This is a genomic window from Dictyobacter kobayashii, from assembly GCF_003967555.1.
Classification (GTDB): domain Bacteria; phylum Chloroflexota; class Ktedonobacteria; order Ktedonobacterales; family Ktedonobacteraceae; genus Dictyobacter; species Dictyobacter kobayashii.
Window position 1 is genome coordinate 3,026,114 of sequence record NZ_BIFS01000001.1, and the last position, 22,630, is coordinate 3,048,743.

Annotated in this window: 14 protein-coding genes; 1 reads left to right on the forward strand and 13 read right to left on the reverse strand. The window is 50.9% G+C overall.

Translation table 11 applies throughout. The annotated features are described in order from the left end of the window. Window positions 1-3,420: 3,420 nt before the first annotated feature. The 6 genes from EL645_RS13315 to sdhC all read right to left on the reverse strand — a co-directional run bounded on the left by EL645_RS13315 (window position 3,421) and on the right by sdhC (window position 9,230). Entirely contained in the window at window positions 3,421-4,095 is a 675-nt protein-coding gene (locus EL645_RS13315) for a hypothetical protein (protein WP_126550733.1), read from the reverse strand. Between the two features lie 619 nt (window positions 4,096-4,714). Next, entirely contained in the window at window positions 4,715-5,587 is an 873-nt protein-coding gene (locus EL645_RS13320; protein ID WP_126550735.1) for an alpha/beta fold hydrolase, read from the reverse strand. Between the two features lie 84 nt (window positions 5,588-5,671). Further along, a complete protein-coding gene (locus EL645_RS13325) occupies window positions 5,672-6,379 on the reverse strand; it encodes a succinate dehydrogenase iron-sulfur subunit (RefSeq protein ID WP_126550738.1) in 708 nt (235 codons plus the stop codon). Window positions 6,380-6,390: 11 nt separating this feature from the next. Next, the gene (sdhA, locus tag EL645_RS13330; protein ID WP_126550740.1) at window positions 6,391-8,127 is read right to left on the reverse strand and encodes a succinate dehydrogenase flavoprotein subunit; all 1,737 of its coding nucleotides are present in this window, start codon (window positions 8,125-8,127) and stop codon (window positions 6,391-6,393) included. 15 nt (window positions 8,128-8,142) lie between these two features. Beyond that, window positions 8,143-8,559, reverse strand: coding sequence for a succinate dehydrogenase/fumarate reductase transmembrane subunit (locus EL645_RS13335; RefSeq protein WP_174845300.1), 417 nt, complete (start codon window positions 8,557-8,559; stop codon window positions 8,143-8,145). A 71-nt stretch (window positions 8,560-8,630) separates the two neighbouring features. Next, window positions 8,631-9,230: a succinate dehydrogenase, cytochrome b556 subunit gene (gene sdhC, locus EL645_RS42600; protein WP_246035354.1), complete on the reverse strand. Its 600-nt coding sequence runs from the start codon at window positions 9,228-9,230 to the stop codon at window positions 8,631-8,633. A gap of 445 nt (window positions 9,231-9,675) precedes the next feature. Here sdhC and EL645_RS13345 point away from each other — a divergent pair, with 445 nt between their 5' ends. Next, window positions 9,676-10,110, forward strand: a complete 435-nt coding sequence (locus EL645_RS13345) for a FixH family protein (RefSeq protein ID WP_126550743.1) — start codon at window positions 9,676-9,678, stop codon at window positions 10,108-10,110. Window positions 10,111-10,229: 119 nt separating this feature from the next. On the opposite strand, the gene EL645_RS13350 is transcribed toward EL645_RS13345, so the two are convergent. The 7 genes from EL645_RS13350 to EL645_RS13380 form a co-directional block, all read right to left on the reverse strand. Then, a complete protein-coding gene (locus EL645_RS13350; RefSeq protein ID WP_126550746.1) occupies window positions 10,230-11,915 on the reverse strand; it encodes a molybdopterin-dependent oxidoreductase in 1,686 nt (561 codons plus the stop codon). A 245-nt stretch (window positions 11,916-12,160) separates the two neighbouring features. Continuing rightward, window positions 12,161-13,981, reverse strand: coding sequence for an ABC transporter ATP-binding protein (locus EL645_RS13355; protein ID WP_126550748.1), 1,821 nt, complete (start codon window positions 13,979-13,981; stop codon window positions 12,161-12,163). A gap of 20 nt (window positions 13,982-14,001) precedes the next feature. Further along, window positions 14,002-15,795: an ABC transporter ATP-binding protein gene (locus EL645_RS13360; protein WP_246035355.1), complete on the reverse strand. Its 1,794-nt coding sequence runs from the start codon at window positions 15,793-15,795 to the stop codon at window positions 14,002-14,004. A 422-nt stretch (window positions 15,796-16,217) separates the two neighbouring features. Then, on the reverse strand, window positions 16,218-18,362 hold the full coding sequence (locus EL645_RS13365) for a serine/threonine-protein kinase (protein ID WP_126550753.1): 2,145 nt from the start codon (window positions 18,360-18,362) through the stop codon (window positions 16,218-16,220). Window positions 18,363-19,159: 797 nt separating this feature from the next. Continuing rightward, the gene (locus EL645_RS13370; RefSeq protein ID WP_161977350.1) at window positions 19,160-20,518 is read right to left on the reverse strand and encodes an amylo-alpha-1,6-glucosidase; all 1,359 of its coding nucleotides are present in this window, start codon (window positions 20,516-20,518) and stop codon (window positions 19,160-19,162) included. Between the two features lie 191 nt (window positions 20,519-20,709). Next, the gene (locus EL645_RS13375) at window positions 20,710-21,594 is read right to left on the reverse strand and encodes a carbohydrate ABC transporter permease (RefSeq protein ID WP_126550758.1); all 885 of its coding nucleotides are present in this window, start codon (window positions 21,592-21,594) and stop codon (window positions 20,710-20,712) included. A 19-nt stretch (window positions 21,595-21,613) separates the two neighbouring features. Continuing rightward, the gene (locus tag EL645_RS13380; RefSeq protein WP_161977351.1) at window positions 21,614-22,582 is read right to left on the reverse strand and encodes a carbohydrate ABC transporter permease; all 969 of its coding nucleotides are present in this window, start codon (window positions 22,580-22,582) and stop codon (window positions 21,614-21,616) included. Window positions 22,583-22,630: the final 48 nt, after the last annotated feature.

A 22,630-nucleotide genomic window follows, 5' to 3' on the forward strand; every position in this document is an offset into this window, starting at 1 on the left:
TACCATGTGTTTTTTATAGCGCACAATTGCTACTCTAAAGTATACCATGTGGCAAAAAACAAGAATATATAACCTTTTAGGGGATAGTTGAAAAGGAATGTGACTCCTCTATCGTCCCTTCGTTTCTAGAGTAGCACTTCTACCAGTTATAAGAGACGTTCCGTTTCTTGTATGTGAGGTATAAGTAAATATTTCTTTAGCTAAAATTACTATGTTGCACGCAAGTGCCTGCGTATTTTAACTAAAGAATTGCGAGGACAAACAATTTTAATTAGTGAGTTTGGCGGTATTTCAATCTGTTTTTGAGTCGGACTATGTGTTAAGTAAGAAGGAAGTGATAAGCTTCATGGTAATTGGATCGTATTAGATGTGGTTTACATAGATCTAAGATCTATATGAGACAATAAGTAAAGAGTTCAGGGGCATAAAAAAAAAAAATTAAGCTATGTAAGCGAAATATTAGCAGTTGTTATGCCTGACAGATGCATGGGGAGCTTCAGAGTGAGGGGTGCTAGAGAATAAAGTGAGAATATAGTGGTGACTTGAGGAAAAAAATATGTATAGTCGAATGAAAGGATTTAAAAATGCGCATGCATAGACAGGATGATATCAATTAGATACTCATTGGTGGTATGCAACGTCATGTACTGATTGGTTAAACGAAGTACACGTGAGCACATGAGGCATCTGAATGAGAGTTATTTAATCTACTCACAGAGCAGACATCAGTTGCTTGACCGGTTGCGTCTTTGTGTTGTAGGCCATGGTGATCGTAGCAATAGGGACCGAGCGTAAATGGGATGGATATATCATGCACAAAGTGTCACATATGTGCAGGCAAATTCTTGGGCTCAAGGCTCTATTGCAGGTGCGAGCTAATTTTCCATGATCAGTGAGTATCCAGCCAATAGGACGTTCTACTTGACCAATTGCGATCAGCTCTTCTCCTTGCTACTGGTTTGATATTCTTTACTCACAGTGTATCACCGATTCATACACTCATGAAGATTGCGTTGTGAGTGCAGATTTAGCCAAAGTGAAGATGTCCGGCGTTGTACTGGAATCACTCTCCGCGATCTAATTCGCGAGGGATTGTTACTAATGCTTCCGATAAACGATAGAATGAAATCGTATTTTTTGTGAGGTCGAGAGATCTGCGTCTTAGACTGATTGTGTGATCAATATCGCTTCGGTGATGCGGCTGTGAGATGTTTGGTTTAGGCAACGCAATCAATATAAGTGGCCTATGAGTTGATTTGCTCTGCGGCTCCTATATTCAATCAGTGGGGACGGCTCTTGCCTCTTAACTCTACCAATACAAGCTTAAGGTCGTAATCGGGAACAGACGCTAAGGAAGAGTCCTTAATGGAGACCGGAGGCGATTACGTTATCATCGAATTGGCATTGGGAACAGTATTGGTCGTGGATTAATGTATGTTTATCACGACTGGCGGCCCAGAGATGTATCAAACGCGAGTGATGGAAGGTCCAGAATGCCGACTTGGTGAAGCTGTATATGCGTCTGAAATGGCGCAAAATCTGGAGCCATGAGCGGGGCGACGTTAAGGCAACAGATATGCGGTGGTCGTGTTGACAGTTACAGGAGCGTTCTATGTTCTTGGGTGATGATATCTGCAGACCAATATAAATGGGGAATTGAGTGGATCAACTAGAGGGTGTCAGTCGTATGACGGTCAGAGTTGTCGCGCGCCCTCCGAGAAATCACAATGAAGAACAGGGCCACGCAAGCTATCATACGAGAGACGCTTTCTTCGTTCTTTTTTTTGTCGTGTTCGGCTCTCAGGTAGCAGGCTTGATTGCTTTGGTTTATCAGCCTCTAAAATTTTATCCATGATACGGGTCAAGACTGGAATAGAGGGGCGAGCCTGAGCGATAAGCGCTCTGAGCCGAGCAAATTCGGGTTCGCCCTTGGTTGGGCTCGTATTTTGTGGTGACACAGCCCAGAAGGTAAAATGCTTCGATCCATGCGTCGCTGTGATACGCGTATTGAATAGACAACCATAAGCAGTCAATATGTCGACAAACTTTGGTCGTCGGTGGGGAGGCTGTGGTGTAGTACGGATGCCAAAAGCAGTGTAGCCGTGTGATAATGGCGTGGTGGTGTGATGGGTTTCGGGACGTGGCTTTGATAACCTTGCTGGTTAATAGACTTTATATGCTAGAGAGGCGGTTAGTCAAGGGGTGGAACCTACTAGGCTGCACCTAGAGAAAAAACAGTTATTAACTTCTATAATAGTCATGCTAGTAGCTTTGGTTGACCGAGAGTGATGTAAGAACGTACCAAATGAGGCGTGAGAGCGAACTGGTCCGCTTTTCTGCTTTGTTTACGAGTATTAGATAGTGCTCAGGGGTAACTCGAAGCAACTTAGCTAGGAGTTCTTGATAAGACCGCGCCGAACGCGTGCACAAGATGTACATACTCCTACCATATTCTTAGTTCTGTAGTCTATTCTGCGCTCGAGTGAAAGTTTGAAACGGTCTTTATCTTGGACTCAGATTCCACTGTATAGCACGAACTGTATAACATTGCTCGCTGAGATGTTGTGGGATAGCGCCGTTTGCAGCATAGGCTCTGGCGAAACATATTTGCGCTGCTTTGTGGCATCAGTTCGCGTCAACCATTGTAAGATATATCGAGTCTGGGCGGCTGCATTCTGCGATGCGTGATTCGTGTTATAAAGGAGGGTAAGTGCTCGATTCCAGTGCCACCTGCATCGGTTTTGGTGACGGCCTTGAAGCAAGAATAAAGGAATAAGGTCTAGAGCGATAAAGCATTCAGCAATAGGCAGGGTTGCGTTTCAGTGCTCGAAGTGATGTTGTCAGGCATCTAATTACTTTTTTGTAGACATCGGCTAGAGTGATGAGAGTCATATAGACTGGGGGATGAGCTGGAATGCTCTGTTTTGCGTCTATATGCGTGTGGGGATATAAAGGTGTGGAGCAGTTGTCTTATCTGGCGTTCGGGTGAAGCTCACTTATTCGCTGAATCACAGTGAACTTGCTTGCATTTTGCCACGGTTTTGTGAGATTGGATGAGCTGGCCATGCTGGTTAGAACGAGCTAAATATGGCTTCAATCTAGTCTCTTTGAAGCGATTCAGACGCCAGCCAGATCTCTATCTAGAGTGGGTTACCCTATTTCTGCGTCAGATTATATTCGCGAGAATGTGTTTCAGCGCAGTGCTGGTCTGTTTGGGCCTCAGAATGGTCGACCGAGCGTGACTGCAGGACCAGAAAGGCGAATCTATGCCAGCCTGTCTCAATGTGGTTGGACATGAAATTGAGGCAAGTACGTACATCGCGTGTCCCTGCGCACTGAAGACGTACGCAACTAGCATGACAAAGGAGGCGAGCGTGAGAGCCGTCTAGCACGTATGGGACACGCAGCGCTGTTGGATGGCTAGTTTATCTTGCGCGCGGCCATCCCGACCAGGGATCGAACCCCCAACACAATCAACAGCACGAGTGCCAGTCCGGCCGCGCTGAATGAGACGCGTAGGTCTCCGTCGGCCCAGTCGCTACCGGTGATGAAGACGGTGATCAATGCCCCTACAATGACGAATAGGCCCAGGATAAATGCCCAGGTGGGCAATGGCCGGGCTATACCTCTAACTGCCTTTGCTGGCGCAGGAGTGGGTACCTGCTGGGGATAATAAGCATCAAAAGGTTGATAGCCTGGATAAGGTGGTGGTGGCGCTGGCACCGGGCCATAACTGTCATTCTCCGAATAGATAGGTGGCAATGGGGGCTGATTATATCCTGCACGCTGTTCAATGGGCGCCTGTCCCAGTGGTTGTGCATAGTTGGCGTCTGTGGGCGCGTCAGAGCTGATTGTAGGCGCGTCAGAACTGGCTGCGGATGTTGCCTCCACATTCTGGGGAAAAGCCGAAGAGGCATCCGCTGGCACGCGTGCGACTGGTACCTTTTCGGTTGGCGTGTCTCCAAAATCATCCATGGCATTGGGAGACGGTAGCTTCTCCACAGGAGAAATACTTTCAGGAGTAGTCTCGGCCTGGCTTGAGCGGAGCTCGGAGTGGGACGTAGTGTCCTCGGGCTGCGATGATGTTGTATTCATTATTTTTACAGGGATGAATGCCTCCCTGCCGGGCATTTACTAATTAAATTTTTAAATACAGACGAGACAGAAGATATTAATTTCAGGATTTAGAGTCGTATCACGTTGCTCGGGCCATTTTATAAGGATGCATGAACATAAAAATATACTTTGAATCCCTATAGAATATAAATAATATCAGGAGCAGTGAACTACTCTAAATACATGCATATGAATATATGTGTATTTTACACGAAAAAGCCCTGCAATTACAACGCTAAAAGCAAAATTCCTATCTAGTGTCAGCTGCGAGTTCTTAATCTGAACTCCCGCGCCTGCGGCGCTTGCGTTTTTGTGTGTAGTGGGTGGTGGAGAGGCAGTCGCCTCTCCACCACCCACTACACACAAAAAGGATAATTGAGAGAAAGCACAGCTGGCCTTTTTTATAAAAGCTAGATAACGCAGTCGCCTCAATCTCTTTCATATGTAGTACAGGTTGGAAGAGGCTGCAGCCTTTCATCACAAGTAACTGCCCCAACTTTATATATATGTAGTACAGGTTGGAAGAGGCCGCAGCCTCTTCCAACCTGTACTACATATATATAAATGAGCCTCGCGCCTGCGGCGCGAGGCTCGCAGCCTATGCAGGCTGTAAAAACTCCTTTAGGAAGCGATTGACGAGCTCGGGTTGCTCCTGTTGGACCCAGTGCCCACTATCGCGGATGCGCTTGACCTGCAGATTTTTCACCCATTGGTCGAGCGCTTCTGTCAGAGAGATATCCAGCGCTATATCTTGCTCACCCCAGATCAGGAGGGTTGGCATCGTGATTGCCGTGTTGGCCCTGCTATCTAATATGGTCTGTGGGTTGTTGAATATCGCGCGATAATAGTTAATGCTGGAGGTGAGGGCCCTGGGCTTGCTCATGGCCTCCTGATAGTGGGCCAGCACCTCGGGTGGAAAGGCTGCTTTTTGTACGGCCGTATCCCTGAACATGCGCCCGATGGCCTCGGCATGATTGCGGCCCAGGATATATTCGGGGAGCCAGGGAAGCTGGAAGGCAAAGACATACCAGCTTTTGCGCAGCTGTTTCGGGGTGCGCAATTCGCGTTGAAAGGCACCTGGATGGGGTGCGTTTAATACAATCAGCCGTTCAGTCATTTGAGGATAGGCGATGGCGAAGTTCCAGGCCAGGACCCCACCCCAGTCGTGTCCTACAATAATGGCTTTTTCATATCCCAGCCCTTTGATCAGGCCGACAATATCGCGTAGCAGGTTAGGAATGTCGTAGCCATGGGTTGGTTTATCACTATCGTTATAGCCGCGCAAATCTGGCGCAACGACTGTATAACCAAGTTCCGCTAAAAATGGAATCTGTAAACGCCATGAATACCAGAACTCGGGAAAGCCATGCAGTAAAACTATTAATGGTCCGCTACCCTGAGTGACATAATGCATCCGGATAGTGTTGGTCATAATATCTTGATGCTGCCAGCTTTCAGTTGTTATTCCCATATGAAATTCTCCAAATAGAGAAAATGAGGTCGGTGAATGTATCCGACCTCATTTCGCATATGTATGATAAAAAACTGTAAAGGTTTAGGCGTCTTCTGGTCCGCCATATACGACAGCTCGTTTTACCTGTTCAATCAGATCGGTGACAGGTATACCACGTGGACAGGCATCAGCACAGTTGAAGATGGTGCGACAACGCCAGACGCCATCTTTGTGGCTCAAGAGCTGCAGTCGTTCTGCGGCACCCTGGTCACGGCTATCGAAGATGAAGCGGTGTGCGTTGACGATTGAGGCCGGCCCTACCCAATCTGGATTGCCCCAGATGGAGGGACATGAGCCAGTGCAGGCGCCACACAGAATACATTTGGTGCCCTCGTCATAGCGTGCACGTTCTGCCGGTGATTGTAGCCGTTCAGTACCTGGCTCATTATCATGCGTGATCAGGAAGGGCTTGATGGACCGATATTTATCGAAGAAGCGATCCATATCGACGACCAGATCCTTGATGACCGCATAACCCAGCATCGGCTCGATGGTGACTTTATTGCCGACATCACGCATTAGCACTTTACAGGCCAGGCGGTTACGTCCATTGATGCGCATCGCATCCGAGCCACAGACCCCATGGGCACAGGAACGACGAAATGTGAGGGTACCGTCCATGGTCCATTTGATCGTGTTGAGCGCATCCAGTAGACGATCGATTGGATCAGCTTCGACCCGGAATTCGTCCCAGTAAGGCTTGTTGTCTCGCTCTGGATCGTAGCGCTTAATACGTATCAGTACGTTCATTGCCAACTCCTCTAATATTTGCGTTCCTTGGGCTTGAAGATTGGATCGTCGACGAGGATCACATCTTTATAGTCCAGGCGTACATCGTGAGCTTTGGTGCCGCGATAGGCGAGTGTGTGTTTGAGCCAGTTCACGTCATCGCGTTTCTGATAATCAAGGCGGAAATGGGCTCCCCGGCTCTCTGTGCGAGCCAGCGCGCCATGAATGGTTGCCTCCGCACAGTCTAACAGGAAACCAAGCTCCACAGCTTCCATCAGTTCGGTATTGAAGCGTTTGCCTTTGTCCTGTAGCTGGACATTTTTGTACGCTTCCTGCAGGCCGGCGATCTGATCGAGGGCGTGGCGCAGGCCAGCATCTTGCCGTTCCACAAACACATTGTCGATCATTTCGTTCTGGAGTTCGGAGCGAATGTGGGCCGCCGACTCACCGCCGGTTGAGCTATAGAGATGGTCGATATATTCGCGTGAGTATTCCTCATGATTTTCTGGCAGGGGCACAAAATCGTTCTCTTGAATGAATTTGGCCATGTGCTTGCCAGCGCGTCGTCCGAAGACGATCAGGTCGACCAGCGAGTTGGTGCCCAGGCGGTTAGCGCCGTGGACCGAGACACAGGCCACTTCACCGGCGGCATAGAAGCCAGGCAGCGGTGTCCACTGTGAATCTATTACGACACGGGCATCGACATCAGTTGGAATACCACCCATGGCATAGTGGGCCGTGGGCTGAATAGGCACCGGCTCGGTGATTGGCTCGACTCCCAGATAGTTACGGGCAAAGTCTGTGATGTCGGGCAACTTCTCGGCGATCGTCTTGGCTCCCAGGTGGCGCACATCCAGATAGACATAATCTTTGCCATCGACGCCATTGCCATCCTTGATCTCTTGCACGATACAGCGCGAGACGATATCACGAGGAGCGAGGTCTTTCAGGACCGGCATATAGCGTTCCATGAAATATTCGCCCTTGCCATTGAGGAGCTTGGCTCCCTCACCACGGGCTGCTTCACTGAGCAGTACACCAACTTTATAGATGCCTGTGGGATGGAACTGGTACATCTCCATATCTTGCAGCGGGATACCTCGGCGATAGGCAATCGACATGCCATCACCCATACAGGCAAAGGCGTTGCTGGTGACGCGCCAGGCGCGACCATAGCCACCGGTGGCGAATAGAATCGTTTTGGCATGGAAGGTATGAATCTCGCCCGTCTTGATCTCTAACGCGACGACACCACAGGCCTGTCCATCGTTGATCAGCAGATCCAGCACCAGAAACTCGTTAAAGAAGCGCACCTCATTTTTGATGGCGCTCTGGTACATTGTTTGCAGAATCATGTGTCCTGTACGATCGGCGGCATAGCAGGAACGGCGTACTGGACCCTCGCCGAAGTTACGCGTATGACCACCGAAACGGCGCTGATCAATACGCCCATCGTCTGTGCGGTTAAAGGGCAGTCCTCGATGTTCGAGCTCATACACGGCATCAATGGCTTCGCGCGTCAGAATTTCCGCTGCCGGCTGGTCAACCAGGTAGTCACCGCCCTTGACGGTGTCGTACATATGCCATTTCCAATGATCTTCTTCCTGGTTACCGAGCGCCGCGGCAACGCCACCTTGCGCTGCTCCGGTATGGGAACGGGTTGGGTATACCTTTGTCAGGACTGCAACGCTGGCATTGGGAAGTTGCATCGCTGCCATCAGACCGGCACCGCCAGAGCCAACAATAACCACATCAAACTTCTGATACATAATTAATCCTCACTGTTATTTGGGAATACATAGTGGTCCCGTTGCACCAGGAACCGTTGGGAACGTAATCAGGGTGATTGTTCCGAGCATAAAGAAAACCACCAGCAGTACGACAGAGATTGACATAAGCCACATCCGCGTTCCCGGTGCATGTACGTAGTCGTCGATGACCACGCGCAATCCATTCATGCCATGGGTCAGGGCCACCGTGAGTAAGAGCCAGTCGAAAACACGCCAGAAGATGTTGCTATAACGCATAGCGACAAAGGCGTAGGTGGTGCAGGAAACATCATTAGCGATGTGCATAATAAAAAGGTGCACAATCACCAGGACAAGCAACAATGCCCCTGAGATACGAAAATAATACCAGGAAAATGTTTCGAACCCGCCGGCTACAGGTCGAGGTCCACGTCCGCTAGAAATACGCAGCATAAAGATGCTTCTCCTTACATTGAGTATGGTTCACTGTGCCCAGGATGGTCATTCCATCATGGACGGGCCATTTAGTGACCTGCTGTTGTGTGTGGCGCTTGCGTTAACCAATGGAAGGCGGGCACCATAATCACGTAGGCCATGGGAATGAAGACGATGATCGTTGCGGCCAGGACAATCCAAAACATTACACGCTGATAACGTGATCCTTTGCGCCAGAAGTCGATCGCTATAATCCTGACGCCATTGAAGGCGTGATAGAGCACGGCTCCAACCAGGGCCAGTGACAACAAACGTACAATCCAATAATCAAATAGCGTGACGCTCTGGTTATACACTCCGGGTCCGAAGCTCAACATAGAGACATCGACGATGTGGATAAACAGAAAGAGTAAAATACCGAGCCCTGAGATGCGGTGAAACAGCCAGGACCACATTCCAGATTGACCTTTGTACATTTCTTCCTCGATTCTGGAGGCGGGAGGTAAGACATGAGGCAATAAATGAGGGTGGCGCCCAGGCACACACTCTCGATTGAAGTAGCACGTTATGTGCTGCTTCGATGTTGTTTTCTGGCCTCCTGGCTCTTGCTCTCGCCCGTTTGGACATCCACCAGAGGTGCCATTGCTTGGATCGGTAAATAAGCTGATCAGCCCTGTTCCAAGTTGCATTCAGCCAATTAGCTTTTTGCAATAAAAACAAACAGTACATTCCTATCGAAAACTGGTATGCCTTGAACCCTGACTTGCACTGTCTTTGTCTCTAGCACCTCTTTGTACCTTCTGGGAGTTGACGGTGTTATTGTTATTATACGTCAGTTAGCCGGGCTGCGCCAACTGTAAACTGCCACTTTCTTGCTTTTGCCGGCGATATTTCGGCCAACTGGCTGTTTTTTTACTGGCAATGGACAGGACTATCAGATATAATACAGGTGAAATAGAGATTTATAACCGGGTTGGTTTTCCCATATATTGTTCCCATATATACAGCTCCAGGTGGGTTATGTTTCGCCCCTGCTCGTAATAGAACCTTCTCTCATATGAGCAGGGGTGTGCAAGCATAACCCACCTTTTTTATGCTCTGATTGTTACAAAAAGTTTCTCTATTGAAGATTATATGAAGAGACGACAACTTTTAATCGTGGTCCTGGGCATTAGCTTGTTGATTCTGATTACCTTTGTTGGTACTTCCCTGGAATCGTTGATTCCGCACCGCCCGACTGCGCCTGTACAGGTGTCCCAGGCCGGACCCTATGAGGTAACCTTACAGGTTGATCCCAATCCACCACCCACTTCACAGCCCGCCAATCTCTCTTTCCAGATTGTCAAAAAAGAGACTGGCCAGCTGCTGAGCAATGCCCAGGTCACGTTGTCCAGTTCTATGTTAACGATGGATATGGGGACGGAAGAGATCGTTGCCCGGGCGCAATCCCCCGGTCTCTACCGGGCCCAGGCCCATTTCAGCATGAGCGGTTCCTGGGAAATCCGTATCCGTATCTCTGCCCCTGGAACCCAACCCGCCTCCACCACCTTCGACATCACCGCTCAATAAAAACATGTATTCCTATTGTGTGTGGCTATTTCATTTAATGTAAAGTGGAGAGGCGGCCGCCTCTCCACTTTACATTAAATATCAAGCGAGCGCCGTAGGCGCGAGGTGTTAACTGACCGTTACAGAGATGTTGTGATAGCCGGATGAACCATCTGGCAGCGGCGGAGCAATCTGAGGATTCTGAACATTCCCTTGCAGGTCTGTGGCCCGCACAACGACACGATAGGTACCAGCCTGTGGCTGCCACGGCAACTCCCACAGCACCCAGGTGAGCGCCGAGAGCGGACGGCGCAGATTAGCCTTTTGCCAGCTCTTCCCCCATCAACACTGACCTCTACCTGGCTGATGCCTTTGTTGCCTGAGAAGGCAACACCCGCAATATAGGTTGGCTTGCCAGCGCTGACCTTGCTGCCATAAGTGGGGGTGTCGATGCGCGAGGTCAATTTGATCGGGGCGGGATCACTCCAGCCGTTTTGTTGCCAGTAGCCCTGGTAATCGGTGTTGACGACCTCGATATGGGTGATCCATTTGACGTGTTTCATGCCATAAATGCCGGGAACCAGCAGGCGAGCAGGATAGCCATGGGCCGTTGGCAGGGTTTCACCATTCATTTTGACGGCCACCATGGTGGTAGGTTCCAGGGCCTTGGCGAGATGGATACTATCGCTATAGCTGTCGGCGGCATGAAGTACGACTTTGGTGGCTCCCGGTTTGATGCTCCCGGCCCGTTGGAGTAGGTCTTTCAGAGCGATCCCTTCCCACAGGGCATTGCTCATATAGTTGCCACCCACCTCGTTGCTGATACACATCATGCTCTCGTATTGCTTGTGGGTGGGGATGGCCATCAGATCCTTATAGGTCAGGGTGAAGGGCTGGGCTACCAGGCCATCCACGGTAAGCTTCCAGCTATCGCCGTTTACAGTGGGATCAGAGACCAGATTCTTGGAGACGCCATAAAATTGGGCGTTGCTGGTCACTTCGGGTGAGAGACCTGGAACATCTTGCCATTCTCCATAGCTGGGTTGTGGTGGTGGAGAGATCTTTTGCTGATATTTATCCAGCAGGTTGGATTGGAGCTGTGGATCTACCGAGCCGGCCAGGCCACTACTATTCCCAACAATGAAGCGCCAGGCGGCAACTCCCAATGTGCCCAGACCCACTATCACCAGGCCATTGCGAATAAAAGAACGGCGCTCCACGCGTTTGTTTTCTAAGATACCTGCCGTCTCCTGATCAGGGGCGCTGGCTCGATGGAGCGCACGCCAGACCAGCCAGTTGTGCAGGAAGATGAAGAGGAGTCCATAGACTACGCCGGTGATGGCCAGGCTGAGCATGGTGTTTAATACACCCGTCGCCAGCTGGGAACCGAAAATGCCCGAACCAGTCAGTGGTAAGAAGATCAGCCCGCTAAAGAGCCAGAGTACAAAGGCCAGCAGCAGCCCGACGCTATAGTCGAGGTCACCCTGCTCGTCGCGCCATTGTCCAAAGTTTAGGCGATCGATCAGCAGATTACAGAGTCCGCCAAAGAGCGCAAATACCAGACATTGTCCGACCAGGATAATGTAAAAGAGATAGTGTTTGGCATCGCCGCCGAGCAGACTGTGTAAGTAATCAAAAATAGGTAACGGTAGTGATTGTGCAATCGCTGAACCCAGCGCCTCTGGTAGTGAGGCACCTCCAATGGTCAGGCTCAGGAGTAGCATCAGTAAAGTTGCCAGAATGCCGGCCAGCAGACCAGCCAGCGCCCCGCGCTGCCAGCGCTCTTGCTGGATGGGCTTTTGTTGTGTAGTAGGTAGTGTTCCCATGAACGTCCTCGTACTTGCGAATCTATAAGGCAATAAAATTGATTAAATAATAGCTATTGTGTTAGTTTTCACGTACACTATATACCATTTTTACCATTTTTGAGGGTCGTTTTGTCTGGGGGGACAAAGTTAGAAGGGGGTGCCGGGGGACGATAGTTCCATGGCCGGGGTTCGGGGTGTCCCTGAAAAAACTTTTTTTCTTTTTTCGCGCCTCCGCAGGAGGCGCGAAAAAAGAATTTGCCCCGCTAGACGCGGGTGGGAATAAAGCCTTCGCCTGGCCTGTAGTCAGGCGATTGGTGGCGGAAGTAAGTATTATAGAGCTCTGAGTAATGGCCTCCGCGCTCCATTAACTCCTCATGCGAACCCTCTTCGGCTATGCGCCCATCGTTCAAGACAATGATGCGGTCCGCATGTTTGATGGTCGAGAGGCGGTGCGCGATCACGATGGCGGTCCGCCGCGCCAGAATAATATCCAGCCCTTCCTGAATCTGGGCTTCGGTCAATGGATCAACGCTGGCTGTGGCCTCATCCATAATGATGATGGCTGGTTCCTGCAGCAGGACACGCGCCAGGGCCACCAGTTGTCGTTGTCCCATTGAGAGGGCACGCCCGGTTTCACCTACCATAGTGTCCAGTCCTTCGGGTAGCGCTTCGATCCAGTCACCACCCCCGATGCGCTGAGCTACCGCCCTGACCTCTTCGTCGCTAGCTGTGGGCCGGGCATAGCGAATGTTGTCGGCCACCGTCCCTGAGAACAAGAACGGAGCCTGGGGCACGATCCCCAGGCGACTATGGTAGTCCTGCAGATCGAAGGTGCGAATATCTTGATCGTCAATCAGAATCTGGCCGCCCTGGAATTCATAGAAGCGCGAGATCAGTTTGCCGATACTCGATTTTCCGGCCCCGGTATGTCCGACAAAAGCGATGGTCTCGCCCCCTTTAATGGTCAGGCTGAAGTCTTTCAGTACCGTCTGCCGATCATCGTAGCTGAAGAAGACATTCTTAAAGGTGATTTTACCGCTAAGCTCTTTGACTGGCTGTTGATCGACCTGGTGTACTCGTGGCTCGGCATCTAACAGGGCGAAGACACGTTCGCTGGCGGCCAGGCCCAGCTGGAATTGGCTCCAGAAAGACGCAATGCTGGTTAAAGGCTGCCAGAGCAGTCCCAGGCTCTGGATAAACAAGAACCAATCGCCAGCAGAGATCGTGCCGCTGGCTACGTTGCGTCCACCAAAGTAGACGATCAATATCGTGCCGATATTGGCGATAAAGACCAGCACCGGGAAGATGCCGTTGTATAGAAAGCCGGATCGTAGATTGACATAATACGACTGTGCATTGATCTCTTTGAACTCATCGTACATGTTCTGTTCTTGCCGGAAGTTCTTGGCGATGGTGATGCCGCTGACAATTTCCTGTACATTGGCATTGACGCGCGCCAGAGAGCGCTGTGCGTTACGCGTAAACTTACGAGCCAGGGTACGGAAGCCCAGAGCTACCAGGATGATCAAAGGCATAATGCTCAGGGTCATCAAGGCCAGTTGCGCATTGCGGAAGAAAAGTACGACCACAATCAGCACATAGAGCAGCACCTGGCTGAGCAGGTTCAGGGTCAGGGTGACGACGGTGGCAAAGTTCTCGGTATCCGAGGTCACACGACTGACGATCTTGCCAGAGGAGAACTCGTCGAAGAAGGACATGTCGCGCGACATGACTGCGCTAAAGGCGTCGGTCCTCAACTGCAATACTACATCTCCGACCGAGCGCGCCGTAAAGCGCTGGCGGAACAGGTTGCAGGTCCATGAGAGCGCGCCTGAGAACAGGATAAAGATAACCAGCCCAATCGCTGACTCCATGGCCCGAGTGCTGACCAGGGTATCGATGCTGTTTGAGATCAGCAAGGGAAACGCGGTATCCAGACACGAGTTTAGCACTACCAGCACGATGATGGAGATCATCAGTGGTAGCTTGGGTCTAAAGTAGTGGATGATGCGCTTGATCAGCTGTCCATCGGTATAGCTACGATCGTATGCCTCAGCATCCAGGCCTGCCATGATAAAGCCCATTGTGAAATTCCTTTCTCCTCTTAATCCCCACTACTTACTGAGGTTGGAACGGCCGCATCATAATGCGAGAAGATACGCCGATAGGTCTCGCAGCGCACCAGTAGTTCTTCATGTGTGCCTTGATCGATCAATTCGCCTTTGCGCAAGACCAGGATACTGTCGGCCCAGCGGATCTGTGAGAGGCGATGGGTGATCAGCAGGGTGGTGCGCCCCTCAAGGATACGGCGAATGGCTTTCTGGATCTCGTCTTCGGTTGCGCTATCAATGGCGCTGGTCGAGTCGTCCAGGATCAGGATGCGTGGATCGGTAAGCAGGGCGCGCGCGATGGCCAGGCGTTGGCGTTGGCCTCCTGAGAGGGTAACACCGCGCTCGCCGATCTCTGTTTCGTAGCCATGCTGGAAGCTTTGAATAAACTCGTGGGCCTGTGCATCTCTGGCCGCTGCCTCGATAGTGGCGCGATCGACCTTGGAGCCAAGGCCATAGCCGATGTTATCGGCGATTGTACGCGAGAACAGGAAGACATCCTGCTCGATGGTTGAGATCTGGGAGCGCAGGCTATCCATATCCCATTTACGTACATCGACCCCATCAATGGTGACATTGCCGGAATCTACATCATAGATGCGGTTCACGAGCTTGGTCAGCGTACTTTTGCCCGCTCCGGTCTGGCCCACAATCGCGATCGTCTGTCCCGGTTTGGCGCGGAACGAAATGTCTTTCAGAATAGGTGTATCGCCATAGCTGAAGGTAACATGATCAAAGACGATGTCGCCGCGCATCTCCTCATGATATCCGCCAGCGTTCTCATCCAACTCTGTCTCTTCCTTCATCAAGGACAAAATGCGTTTGGCGCCCGCGATACCGAGCTGTACCAGGCCAAAGCTCCAGAGCGACATATAGGTCACAAAGCGCAGGTTGGTCATCAGTCCCATGAAGGTGATCAAAGCGCCCAGTGAGATCTCGTGGTGCGAGAGCAAGTAGAGGCCATGCAAGAAGGCCAGGGCCAGCGCTATACCGAGCAGTAGGGTTGGCAGGTAGCGCCCCTGGATCTTACCGTTCTCTACGTAGAAATCACGATAGCGACTGGCGCGGGTGACAAATTTGCGTATCTCCTGCTTCTCCTGGGCTGTGGCTTTAACGACCTCGATCCCGGCCACCGCCTCATTCAGGACCGCGTTGGTCTGGCCGAACTCTTCACGCATCTGGTTTGATACCGGGCTGAGCTGGCGCGAATAGCGGCGTAGCGCGAAGAAGAAGACGATAATGTAGATGCTCGGAACCAGCAGCAACTGTGGGTTGACCAGGCCGATAAATGTGACGTTGACAACCAGGCTGCTAAAAGAATCAAAGACGACATCGAAGGCGGGCGAAACCATATCGCTCAATTGGGTCATGTCGTTGGAGGCGCGCGCCATTACATCGCCAACCTGTTGGCGATTATGAAATGTCTGGCTTTTCCCTAATAGACTGGTATATAGCTCTTCGCGTGCGTTGCGCGCGAAGCGTTTGCTTAAAATTTCTGCGAAGAAGCGCGCGCTGAGATCACAAATACCTTGTAATACGATTACTCCCAGCAACGAAAGGGCTATGATCCCTAATTGACTGATGGCCGTCTCTTTGTTTAAGACCGCGTTAAATGCCGATCCAGTCAGAAATGAAATTGAAGAATAGAGTGAATTGGTTGCAATACATAAGATCATGAAACCAAGCACATAAAACTTGTAGCGTAAAAGATGGGAAGCAATCCAGCGTACCGGACTGGACCAGTTGTAGCGATACTCATCGGCAACTGTAAACTCGCGTTTAGCTAGCAAGGGATACCTCCACATGGAGTCTCTGAATGCACTACGAAAAAACAAGGGTAAACGTTTACCCATAAATTATTGCATAACTGTACAGTTAATTACAATCACTTTATGCTGTCTGGGGCGTACTTGAATGTGTGTTCTAACTTCTCTGTTTAGTATACCGCATAATTGTTGACATCTGTTGTCTTGTTTATCATTTCTTTCCTGCTGAGGTTGGGGGGCAAGCATGTAGCATATTGATGGTGATCTGCTTGGCCTGGATCTTTTATTCTAACTCTTGTAGGTATAGCATACCATAAAGTCATCTTTTGAGGAATAGCACAAAAGTAGAGATCATGATGTTTTTAAATCTTCTATATCACGATCTCTACTCAGTTTAGCAGTAGTTTAGCTGTAATATCAAGGGAAATGGGTTCTTAATGTTGTGCTTATTTCTCTGTAGCTTGCCAGATCCGGACATGGCTATGGGCACCTGAGGCGATATACTTGCCGTTAGGTGACCAGGCGACGGCGTAAACGGTAGGATTGTAGCTGGGATGGGTGAAGATCCATTGTCCATCACTGACGTCCCACATCTGGATGGTGCCATCGGCGCTGGCGGAGACGATAGTTGTACCATCGGGTGACCAGTCAAGTGCGTAGATGGTCCCGGTGTGACCCCGATAGACCAGGCTATGTTTGCCTGTGCTGGCCTCCCAGATATGGATGGTTTTGTCGCTACCCCCTGATGCGATCTGTGTGCCATCGGGCGACCAGCTTACCTTTTTGATGGCGCCCCGATGAGCTGTGTAAAGAAGCTCTCTTTTCCAGGTGTGCTGTTGCGTGAGCCGCATAATCTCTACATGTTGTTCTTCATGGCCCAGGATCAGGCGGTCGTTATCAGGCGACCAGGCTATGGAGTTGATGTCACCATATCCTGTCTCCAGCGTAGCCAGGGTCTCCCCCGTCTCTGGTTTCCAGATATGCAGACTATTTTTGCAGGCTGAGGCTAACAGCGCGCCATCGGGAGACCAGGCCAGGCCAGGAATGCGGCCTCTCTGCTTTTTGTAGGTAGTGATAGTGTATAGCGAACTGCCATTCCAGACCTGGATGATGCCGTCATCGCTGGCTGAGGCCAGTAGCTTACCCGCCGGCGACCAGGCAACTGCTTCGATGCGCCTGCTTTTGGCATTTTCCAGGTTTCCAGAATAGAGATTCTGCTTCTGCCCGTTGTTGATGTCCCATATCTGCACCGTCTTATCATAACTGGCCGAGGCAATCTGATTACTATATGGTGACCAGGCCAGCGAGGTCACCACGCCCATATGTCCCGAATAACCACAAATGAGTTTGCCCAGATAAGAAGTCGGGATTGGTGGATCTGGCAAGCCCGCACCTGCTGGTAATGATGTTGCTTGATTTGCGTCAGGACTATAGGTGCCAGGTACGTAGACGAGTGATGGTTGTCTTGGGGTTCCTATATTGTAGGCTGGCACTGAAGTGGCTGCCTGGCCGGGTGTATTGGCGGGATATGTAGCTGCCGGATTAGCTGGCTGATTGGCGGCAGTGGCTCTATTGATTGGTGCTACCTGGTTGGGTGTGGGCGGCGTGTAGATTGGTGTTGCTTGTTTGGCCGGTGGATTACTGGTTGGCGTCCCTGTGCTGCGATTGCCTGAGGATAGGATTGACGAGTTTTTTGTATTAACCCTTTGTAGATATTCTCTCACCATTTCGACATAGGAGATACGCTGGCTGGCATTCAGGTTTAACATTTGATCGAGCAAGCTTTGCAGGGACACCGGGATGCCTGGTACCTTGCTAAAGGCAAATGGGGTCGTAGCCGGATCAATGCCGGTGAGCATTTGATGTAGGATTGCTCCCAGGCTATAGATGTCGGCGCTGGGCGTGGTCTGGGCCTTGCCATATTGTTCTGGTGCGGCATAGCCAGGCGAGCCAAAGGCAATAGTGTCGTGTGCCTGGCCCGGTTTAAAGAGTCGGGCGATTCCAAAGTCGATCAGGTAGACCTGCAGTCCGGGTGTGAGCATAATATTGAGCGGCTTTAGATCCCGGAATATGATTGGTGTGGGTCGTGTGTGCAGATATTGGAGCACGGCGCAGAGCTGGATGCCGATCTCATAGATCTCGGACCAGGACAACTTTCCGCCCTTGCGGGTCAGGTAATCTTCTAACGTCTCACCCTCGATAAAATCCATCACCAGGTACCAGCGGCCCGAGTCGGAGAAGTTATCATAGATGCGCGGTAGGTTGGGATGCATCAATCCAGCTAGCAATAAGGCCTCGTGTTTGAATGATTCCTCGGCCTCGTGCGATTCTTGCTGGTTGAGCCCCTTCTGGCTTAGTTCTTTGATCGCTACCAGGCGATTGCCCAGTTCTGTGTCCTCTGCTTTATAGACTGAGCCCATCCCACCTTGTCCCAGGCGCGTGAGGACGCGATAGCGTTGCCGTAGCAGGCGCTCGATTTGCGTGGGTTCGGGATCTGCCTGCTGTAAAGGTTCGTGGCAGGCGAAACAATGGCTATCCTGTGGATTATTGGCTGCGCCACAATTAGCGCAAAAAATCTCTGATGAAAGCACTCCCTGCTCCTATTTTTGTCATCATTTAACAAATACTGTTTCTAGACAAATTTAGTGTATAAAATAGAGCGTGTCAAGCTTTTGCTTGTTTTAATAGCAGGTGTTTGGCAAATTCTATGACAGCATGTAAAAATAAGCAAAAAGGCTGCTTACTTTTATCTGTTGACATGAGGATAAACGCTTTTTGGATGGTAATATCAAAAATGGGGATGGGTTTGGGGATAGGGGTTGTGGGGCAAAAAAAACCGGGACACTGGCAAATCAATCTTTTCGCCAGTGTCCCGATATTACTGCACAGGCAGGTAGAATGCACTACCGGCCAATACGTCGGTTTAAAATCCTCACCGAGCTCCAAAGCCAGGTGTTGATAAGACGCGTTAGCGTCTCACCCCTCTCGTCTGGAAGGTGTGGAATTCAACGCTGCCTGTGCAGCGACTTTGTTCATACATGCACACCACCTCCTTTCGTTGTTCTAATAATACCTGCTATTTTCATCATAGTCAAGGGTAAATATATCTTTTAAGGATTTTCTAATATTTTCATTCTTTTACGCGCCTCCTGCGGAGGCGAAAAGGATGAAAAAGAGAAGTTGGGGGGACACCCCCATGCCTCCGGTTAAGGGCTGGGCGCCCTTAACAATCCCCCTTTACGTGTTCCCGGTGGTGGGGGATAGGATAAAAAAGGGAAGTTGGGGACACCCCCATGCCCCCGGTTAAGGGCTGGGCGCCCTTAACAATCCCCCTTTACGCGCCCCTCACAGGGGCACGTAAGAGAATGAAAATAGAGATCTGTAGATTTTAGAAGAAGAGTGAGACCATGTAGAGGATGGCGGCGGCGGTCCAGGCCTGGACGTTGCAGGCCTGGCGGTAATCGACGAGCGCCCATAATTGTTGGATGTGGGGAGCTCGAATGACCTGGGAGGGCAGCACCATGTAGAGTTCGACGGGGTTGTCGATGGTCTCCAATGCCTGTAATACGGATTGGGCGATGGTACGCGCCTGCGTTTCGAAGCCGTAGTTCTCCATGCCGGCGGCAATGATGGCGTTGTCGAAGGGCCATACGGTTCCGCGATGGTAGTTAAAGGGATCATAGCAGTATGCCTGGTCTGAGAGTGTGCGTACACCCCAGGGTGTTAGCATGTCGGGGTTTGATAGGCGTTCACTGATCTGTCTCGCCTGCTGTTCGTCGACAGCGTGGCTCCAGAGCAGGTGTCCCGCGTTTGATGCCACCATAGGGATCTGCTGCTTCTGCGCGTCTAGTGCCATCGCGGGTATGTTCTCTTGCTGCATCCAGAACGAAGCCAATCCCTGTCGTAAGCCGGCCATGCGTTGCTCGATCTGCTGTTGCAGGTCTGGGTCCAGTCGGCCTAGTTTCTGTGCCAGCGCGAGATAGGCGCTATAAGCGTCAAGGGCGTAGCCCTGCACTTCGATCCAGGCCACAGGATGACTCAACGACCGGTCATCAGGTGCTAAGACTGAATCGCTGCTATCTTTCCAGACCTGGTTGGGCAGGCCATAGCCACCTGGATTACGTCGGGCATATTCAACCAGTCCGTCCTGGTCCAGGTCTGACCAGTTCAACATCCAGAGCAGGGCTGCGTGAATGTGTGGCCATAGCTTCTCAAGTAAAGCCTGGTCATTGAAATAGGCATCAACCTGTGCTGCTGTTGAGACAAAGAGGAAGGTGGCATCGAAGGCCCCATAGTAGCGTCCGTTGCCATCAACGACCGGCCAGTGTGCCTGCGCCATCTTTGGTGGGATTGGCTCCCAATACTCATGTACGATGCGTCCCGGTTGCTCCTCGTTGGCATCGTTGACTGCCTGGCCCTGTAGCTGCGCCAGGCCAAGCAGGACGCTGCTGGCCAGGTCGTGTAGCCAGTTATAGTACGCCGCGTATGTGCCTCCAACTTGCAACTCGTGTTCTGGCAAGCGACGCACAGCCTTAAGCGCGAGCTGCACCGTCCACAGTGAGTCACGACCAAAAATAGCATGGAAGTGGCCATCCTGTCCGCTGGCCATCAGACCTAAGGGATTCTGCAATGACTGCAACGCCTCTAACGCTTTTTGCCAGAAGTCAACCAATACCTCGCGCTCAAAAGAAGGAGTGGTCGACACAGACTGTTCTGTAATTTCCTTCATGTGAATGTATCTATTCATGCTCACTTCCTGCCCGCACGATAATTTTTGACAAAATATCACCATCCGTAGTTCAGGGAGTAGCACGATTCCTTTCTGTTAACTAAACTGTGTGTATATGTTTGCTGGCCATCTTTAATGATAAGTTTGCCTGGACCCAGACAAGGAGCTAACTCCTTGCCTGGCTTCCAACGTGTATCCCTGATAAAAGGCTAGCCTTTCACGCCTGAGGCAACAGCGCCCTCGATGAAATAGCGCTGGAAAATGAAGAAGAGGATCAGGATCGGAATTGTATTAAACATAGACCCGGCTAGCAGCAGATTGTACTGTGTATAGTAGGTGCTCTTGAAAAAGAAGAGCCCCAGCGGTAGCGTGTACATATTCTGCGTGCCCAGGGCGACCAATGGCCACTGGAAATCGTTCCAGGCGCCCTGGAAGGTTAGAATGACGACCGCTGTCAGCGCTGGTTTCACCTGTGGCAGGATAATCTGGTAGAATGTGCGCCAGCGCGACGCTCCGTCGATGCGGGCTGACTCCTCCAACTCTTTAGGTAAAATTTTCATAAACTGCACCATAATGAAGACCGAGAAGGGCTGCGCCATGGCGGGTAGGATCAATGCCCAGTAGGTATTGGCCAGGTGAAAATTATTGATGATCAGGAACTTCGGAATCAAGGTAATGGCTGAAGGGATCATCATCACTGCCAGTGTGAAGGTAAAGACCAGGTTCTTGCCGGGAAAGTTCATGCGGCCAAGCGCGTATCCTGCCATGGCTGAAAAGAGCATATTGAGTACTGTCGCCCCGCCGGCATAGATCACAGAATTAAGCATCCAGCGCAAGAATAGCGGGTTGCCAAAGACGACCTGGTAGTTACTTAAGATAATGGGATGCGGGATCAGTGTCGGTGGGAAGGCCAGCACATCCCCCATGGTTTTAAAGGATGAGATAAAAGTAAAGATCAATGGGCCGACCGAAGTAATCGTGAAAATGATCAAGAATACGTAAACCACGATCCGTACCCAGGAAGCCGGTCGTTTCCCTGGTGTCGTTGGCGTCTGCTGCGTCGCTTGTACCGAACGCGATGTTACCTGTGCCATAAACTGCTCCTCCACATAACTACTGCCGTGTACCAGGATCGATCAAACGGCGCTGAAGAATCGTCACAATAAAAATGAGTGTGAACAGGACTACCGACATCGCGGCTGCCTGGCCGAATCCACCATTGAGGAAGGCTTCATTATAGATTTCCAACATTGGCGTCAGGGTCGAGTTCAGCGGCTGGCCGTTGGTCATAAACTTCGCCTGGTCGAACATCTGGAAGGCACCGATGGTACCGAGTGCTACTACCAGGAACACTGTCGGGCGTAGCAAGGGTAGCGTGATATACCAGAATGATTGCAGTCTACTCGCTCCATCGACCTCAGAGGCCTCCAGCACATCCTGTGGCAGATCTTGTAGTGCGGCCAGGAAGTAGATCATAAACATTGCCGCCGTACTCCAGACGTTGAGGAGCATCAGCGCGGGCAATGCCCAGAAGACATTGTTTAGCCAGTCTGGTCCATGAATTCCGACCAGTGACAGTAGGAAGTTGATCACACCTTCAGAGTTGTAGAGCCAGAGGAAGATCAGCGAGGTCGCGACTGAGGAGGTTACCGCTGGCACATAGAACATGGTACGGAACGCGCCCTTGCCCCGTTTGATGGCATGCAGCAATAGCGCCAGAATCAGCGCGAGTATCGTCTGCAAGATCACCACAAAGACCGTAAATCTGAGGATATTCCCCATCGAGGTCCAGAAATCGCTCAGGCCTGGATTCGAAAGCTGGCTAAAGAGCTGTATATAGTTTTTGAAACCGACGTAGGTTGCTCCGCTAAAGCCAAGGTCGATGCGGAAAAAGCTCAGCCCGATCCCATAGATCGAGACGATGAGAGAAAACACAAGCAGTACGAATAGATAGGGGGCCAGGAAGAGGTAGGCAGCGATAGCCTCTGCTCGCTCTTTCTTCATTGCTTTGTGTCCTGGCTGCAGGCGAGGACTCGGCCGCTCCGTCAGTGTGCCCGAGGATCCTACTGGTTGGGTGGCCATTGACATTCTCCTTTTACTAGTGGTGGTTGGCCTATGAAGCTATATCTG